Here is a 6,046-nt window from a genome sequence, read left to right on the forward strand (position 1 = left end):
ACATCGTCGATCAATGCTGCCGCGCTTGGAACAGGCTCGTCGATCAGCCGTGGAAGATCATGTCCATCGGAATGCGCGATTGGGCGCATCGGTCATGATCCGTGCACGTTGGTATAACCCCTTGTTTCAGAATGCGGCGCCTTGACCGACTGGCTGTCGATCACCGCAGCGCTCGGACTCGCTTCGCGTCCAGCTCGTTCTCGATCGGCCATCAAGGCAACGTCGTGGATGGTCTGGAACAGGAACCGCCGCGCAAGTTCGCGGAACCAGCCGTAGACGGTCTGCCACGGGCCGAAATGCACGGGCAGCATCCGCCAGCCGCAGCCAGTGCGCACCAGATAGCGCACCGCGTTGATCACCTCGCGGAACGCGACCTCACGCGGTCGACCGCGCCGTCCGGGAGCCGGCATCAGCGGCGCAATCTGCTCCCACTCCTCGTCGGTCAGGTCCGACGGATAGCGCTTCGTTTTCTTGGCGATCTGGGTCATTCGACCCCGGCTCTGTTGCGTCCACATCCGGAGTATGAATCACATCCAGACGCCGCAGGAAAGCGCCGAGCACGAATTTCAAAACGGACTCTTAAAGCACAGGCTAAACCCTGACGCTCACCAACCGTTCTTCAACTTGGGGTCGTTTGCGGGAGGGGCGAGATCATACCGCAAGCCCGATTTGCTCTGCCCCATTGAACCCCTTCAGCTTCGCGGCCGGCAACCAATTGATTTTCTTAGGCCGCGTCATGCAATTGCCGCCCTTCAGTAGCCTTCAGGCAAGGGCCGAACCTTCAGGAAATGCGTCGTTCCCCTAACTACGGCTCAAGGTCAGGAGCTTGCCTCACACCTGACCTCGATCTTGCAGCATGCCAAGAAAGCACCGTTTGCTGTACATTGATCGCGGCGACAGCTTGCATTGCTTTTTCAGGCTTAAGATCGAGGCAGGCCGGTGGCGGTATTGGAGCAGAACAAGGCCCTTTGTGCTGGGCAGGCGGCGTTGCTGCGGGCAGCGTGGCGGGAAGCGCGGGTTCATTTCGAGGTGGCGCTTGCCAGAGGTGAAACGCCGGAAGCCCTTGAGGGTCTCGGCACTGCGGCGTGGTGGCTTAGCGACGTTTCGACGGTGTTCGTCACGCGGGAGCGCGCCTATCGGCTCTATCGTGATAGCAGAGAAGATCGCGGTGCCGCGCGCATCGCCGCTGCCTTGGCAATCGATTACTGCACCTTCCGGGGCAGGGCGGCAATTGCTAGCGGATGGGTCCGGCGCGCCGAACGCCTGCTCGGCGATGAAGCATGTCGCGAGCTTGGCTGGCTTCAGATCGTCAAAACGCATATGGCGTTGATGATCGATCACGATCCCGCCACCGCCCAAAACTTCGCGACCAGTGCCAGATCACAGGGCAAGGCTCTTGGTGATGTCGACCTGGAGATGTTGGCGCTCGCCTACGAGGGGCTCGCTCGCGTCAGCCTTGGCCACATCGACAAGGGCATGCGCTGCCTTGATGAGGCGACGATGGCCGCCGTTAACGGCGAGATGACGGACATTGATGCGGCCTGCACCGCCTGCTGCTGTCTGATTTACGCCTGCGAGAAGGCGCGCGACCTGGAGAGAGCGGCGGAGTGGTGCGCGCAACTCAAGGAGCGCTCGCTGCAGTCGTCCTACCGGCTGATGTTTGCCCTGTGCCGGGCGCACTATGCTGGGGTCCTAATCTGGCGCGGCGCCTGGGCCGAGGCTGAGGCCGAACTCATCGAAGTGATCGACGAGTTGGAGCGAACTCATCGCGCACAGGCAGCCGAGGCGCTCGTGCTGCTGGCGGAGCTGCGCCGGCGGCAGGGGCGGTTCGCGGAAGCCCAAGAGCTATTGCAGCGTGCGGAATCCCCGCCGTACCAGATGTTTGTTAGCAAGCGCTGTTTGCTCAGGCGGGCAGTCATCGCGCTTGACCGAGGCGATGCCGACGCCGGGCGTGATCACACGCAGCGCTTCCTGCGTTCAATTCCGATAGAGGACCTCCTGGAGCGTGCCGCGGGGCTGGAACTGCTGGTGCGGGCTCACGTGATGCTGGAAGACCGTCGCGAGGCGGAAACAACCCTTCAAGAACTGCGGGATGTGGTCTCGAATGTGCGCACAGGGGCCATGCAAGCGGCAGTGCGCTTTGCCGAAGGACGCGTCGCAGCCATGTCGGACCTGCTGGCAGCAAGAGCATGTTTCGAAGACGCAGCAGCGCTATTTGCGCACAGCGGCGCGCCCTTCGAATCGGCCGAGGCGCGCGTCGAACTCGGCCGAACCCTGTCGACACTGGGACGCACGGCAGCCGCAATCGATGAAATTCTGACGGCCGCTCGGACCTTCGACACGATCGGGGCCGCGTATGAGGCTCGCAAGGCGGATTCTGTTGCACGGGAGCTGCGCAGTTCCGGAGGGAAGCGAGCCGATCCCTTTTATTGCCTGACTAGGCGGGAGATCGAAGTTTTGGCGTTGACTGCCCACGGTCTGACCAACAGGGAGATTGCGACCCGCCTTTGCCGTAGCGAGCACACGGTGCATCGCCACGTCGCCAATATCCTCGCCAAGCTGGGATTGTCCTCGCGCGCCGCCGCGGCTTCCTTTGCCGCTAAGCACGGCCTCCTCTGAAGCGCGGTCCCCATCGGCGGCAACATTGCCCGAACGGGCCATGTAAATCTTCCTTCGCAAATGGCCCGCTCGGGCGAAGCGCGGTTCCGCTCCCGCGCCTAAGCTCGAGCGTGCTTGCGCTCAGGCTGCCGGCCGGCTTGAGCCAGAAAGGAGTTCGCCATGGCGACAGGTGCGTTAAACCTCAAAAACTTGGAAGAATTGCGCAAGCGCTTTCGCGGCGCGATCCTCCTGCGCGGGGATAAGGGTTACGAGGGAGCGCGCCGAATCTGGAACGGCATGATCGACAGGCGTCCAGCCGCGATCGCGCGCTGCACCGGTTCGGCCGACGTCATGGCTGCGGTCCGCTTTGCCCGAGAACAGACGCTGCCTATCGCGGTGCGGTGCGGCGGGCACAATGTGGCCGGCAATGCGATTTGCGAGGGCGGACTCGTGATCGATCTTACTCCGATGCGCGGCGTGCGAGTGGACCGCTCGCGGTCTGTCGTTCGGGTTGGGGGTGGGGCGCTGCTTGGCGACATCGATCACGAGGCGCAGGTCTTCGGGCTGGCGGTGCCCGTCGGCGCGGTGTCGGAAACCGGCATCGGTGGGCTTGCACTTCATGGCGGGCTTGGATTCCTGACCCGGAAATACGGCCTCACCTCAGACAATCTCCTATCGGCCGACGTGGTGACGGCCGACGGAAAGCTGATCACGGCGGACGAACAGAGCCACCCGGATTTGCTCTGGGCGCTCAAGGGCGGCGGTGGGAACTTCGGTGTCGTCACCTCCTTCGAATTTCAACTCCACCCGCTCGGCCCAGACGTCTATTTCCTCCTCACGTTCTACCCTGCGTCCGCTGCGGAAAAGGTTCTCACCTTCTTCCGTTCCTTCATGCCGTCGGCCCCGGATGAGCTGATGGCGCTTGCCATCCACTGGAACGCGCCAAAGGGAGACCCCATTCCCGAGGAGCACCGGGGAGTGCCTGTGATGGTGGTCGTGGGGTGCTGGTGCGGTCCCCTCGATCAGGGCGAGCAGGCCACTCTTGCGCTGCGCCAAATCGCAACGCCGATCGCGGATCTCAGCGGGCCGATGCCGTTTGTTGAAGTCCAGCAGGTCTTCGATCCCGACTACCCCCATGGTCTCCGGTACTACTGGAAATCGCTCTACTTGGATGAGTTGAGTGACGATGTGATCCATCTCGCCTGCGAGGCCGGGGCAGGACGTCCCACGCCGCTGAGCACGGTAGAAGTGTGGGCACTCGGCGGCGCGATGGGCCGCGTTCAACCGGAGGCGACCGCCTTCTATCATCGCGAGGCACCCTTCCTGCTTACGATCGAGGCCAACGCCGAAGACCCCGCGGCCGATGAAGCGAATATCGCTTGGGTCCGGCAATGGCACGAAGATGCCGCGCATGTTTCACGGGGCGGCACCTATTTCAATTTCGGTGGCTTCTGGGAAGGTGGAGAAGAGATGTTGGCGCTGTCGTTCGGCGCGAACTACGCACGCATCCGAGAGGTCAAAACAAAGTACGATCCGGAGAACGTTTTCTACCACAACTTGCAAATCCCGGTCGGCCGGACAGGCACCCCGCTGTGACTGCCCCGGTTCCGCAACGTCATGGCTGCGGTCCAATTGGCCGAGGGCCGGAGCTGCCAATCGTTGAGCAGGCCACCTGTACGCGAAATTGATCGCGAGGCCAAAGTCCGCTCTGCGCACGCTCTTGCGAGCGTCCGATTTCCTGGCAATGCTGTTGGCGGATATTCGGACTGGCTGACGGCATCACGTTGATTAAGTCGAAAATTGCCCGGATCGTTGCCGATCCGGGCTTATTCTGATCTTATTTTTTATGACAAGTCATAATTGACCACAGCCACGGCAATACGTCTCGTGCAATGCGAATTTTGCAAGCCAATGCAGTGCTAGAAGATGTGTCTGCGTAAGTGGTATATTACACAAGAATGCAACTTCTAACAATAAGAACTGATGGATTTCTTATAAGTCATACTTGAAGTGAATTCCAAAATTATCTGTATTAGTAGATTGATGTTCATAGTGGAAGTGCCATGCACCGATGCCATTCAAGAAGACGTGGCCAAACTGGCGGCGCTCATGCAGCACCTTGTTCGACGCAGCCCGCGGGGCAAGGAGAACTACCGAGCCGTAGGCGAGGGCGGACGCCCCTCGCCCCGACACCTTCAGGATGCCACGGCGCACAGGAGCGTCGATTGTTACGCTTGCGCGAACAGGCACTTGAGGTCTGCTATCCGGCGTCAAGGGTCATTCCCCCCATACGGCTTAGGGTAGCAAATCGCCCTCTCCCGCACACGACCCCAACTTGGCCAAAATACCAGCTTCGAGCCGACAGAAGGCCCACTTCTTTGGACTTCGACGCTGGCGCCACCGGACCAATACCTTCTTGGGAACAGTTCAAGTTGGTCGTCTACCGACGATTTGCCTGACATTGGACGGCGATTCGCTCAATTCCTGTCTGTTGCCGCCGTATCATCTCGACGATCTTGTCCGCAGGAACCGGTTTGCTGAACAGAAAGCCCTGGATTTCATCGCAAGCCTGCTCGCGCAGGAACTCGTTCTGTTCCGCGGTCTCGACACCCTCGGCGACGATCGTCAGCCCGAGCGCCTTGCCCGACCTGCTCGCGGAACGTTTCCAGCGAGGCGAGATAGGAAAGTTCCCGCCTCTGCGGAACCTCCGGTATTTTTTCGCGGAGGCGCACGGCATGCTCCGCCGCGCCCTGAAGAATATCCCTGACCGACCCCCTCATCCATGCAGCCCCTCCCTTAAGATCAAGCGCATACCCTCGCCGTGGCGAGCTTGCTTCCGGCGCGCCTCGCACCGGCAGCAAGCGGTGCGGTTCACGCCGCCCCTTGATCTTCGATCGGCCGCACGTTCTGGTTCATGCGGAACAGGTTCTCAGGGTCATACCGCCGCTTGACCTCGACGAGCCGCCGATAGTTGCCGCCATAGGCCGCTTCGACCCGGTCGACCTCGTCCGCGGGCATGAAGTTGATATATGCGGTGCCAGCGGCATAGGGCTTGGCCGCCTCGAAAAGCCGCCGCGCCCAGCCGATGCAAGCTTGGTCCATCGCCGGCTCGCGCCAGCGGGCGTGGACGTTCATGACGAAATGCGAGCTGCGCTGCGGGAAAGCGGTCTCCTCCACCGCTACCCGGCCGGCCGCCCCACCGACATGGCCGATGAATATCTCGCATTCCGGCCCCGGCAATTGCCGGATGGCATCGAGCAAAACGCCGATGGTCGCATCGGAAAGCTCCATGAAATCATGGCTCTTCCAATAATTGCGGGCTCCGGGCGCAAGCAGCGGATCGAAGGCCTGCTGCCAGCCGACGAAGGGATTGGGACCGACGACGTCGGCGATCGGCTTGCCGATCGCACGCAAGCCCGCCGTCGCTTTCTCCCCCGCGACGGGATCG

General features: G+C 61.6%; 4 protein-coding genes and 1 pseudogene. 2 read left to right on the forward strand and 3 right to left on the reverse strand.

The window, feature by feature from the left end; all coding sequences use genetic code 11:
- Positions 1 to 113 precede the first annotated feature (113 nt).
- A pseudogene (locus tag BC363_RS29110) lies at positions 114 to 515 on the reverse strand (IS5 family transposase); the annotation flags it as partial.
- A gap of 433 nt (positions 516 to 948) precedes the next feature.
- Between BC363_RS29110 and BC363_RS29115 the strand changes: the two are divergent.
- Both BC363_RS29115 and BC363_RS29120 read left to right on the forward strand, forming a co-directional pair.
- The gene (locus BC363_RS29115; protein ID WP_141690471.1) at positions 949 to 2,619 is read left to right on the forward strand and encodes a LuxR family transcriptional regulator; all 1,671 of its coding nucleotides are present in this window, start codon (positions 949 to 951) and stop codon (positions 2,617 to 2,619) included.
- Between the two features lie 159 nt (positions 2,620 to 2,778).
- Positions 2,779 to 4,194 carry an FAD-binding oxidoreductase gene (locus BC363_RS29120; protein ID WP_065786274.1) on the forward strand — a complete coding sequence of 472 codons (1,416 nt, stop codon included), beginning with the start codon at positions 2,779 to 2,781 and terminating at the stop codon, positions 4,192 to 4,194.
- An 844-nt stretch (positions 4,195 to 5,038) separates the two neighbouring features.
- Here BC363_RS29120 and BC363_RS29125 read toward each other — a convergent pair.
- Positions 5,039 to 5,335, reverse strand: a complete 297-nt coding sequence (locus tag BC363_RS29125) for an EAL domain-containing protein (RefSeq protein ID WP_065786275.1) — start codon at positions 5,333 to 5,335, stop codon at positions 5,039 to 5,041.
- Positions 5,336 to 5,469: 134 nt separating this feature from the next.
- Positions 5,470 to 6,046, reverse strand: a 577-nt coding sequence (locus BC363_RS29130; protein WP_141690472.1) for a BBE domain-containing protein, incomplete at its 5' end; no start/stop codon positions are given.

It is taken from the genome of Ensifer sp. LC384, assembly GCF_001695865.1.
In the GTDB taxonomy this organism is placed as follows: Bacteria; Pseudomonadota; Alphaproteobacteria; order Rhizobiales; family Rhizobiaceae; genus Ensifer.

What these genes read in the sequence shown, in the direction of transcription:
- BC363_RS29120 (WP_065786274.1), top strand. Translation starts at nt 2,779, where the DNA reads ATGGCGACAGGTGCGTTAAACCTCAAAAACTTGGAAGAATTGCGCAAG.
- BC363_RS29125 (WP_065786275.1), bottom strand. Translation starts at nt 5,335, where the DNA reads ATGCCGTGCGCCTCCGCGAAAAAATACCGGAGGTTCCGCAGAGGCGGG.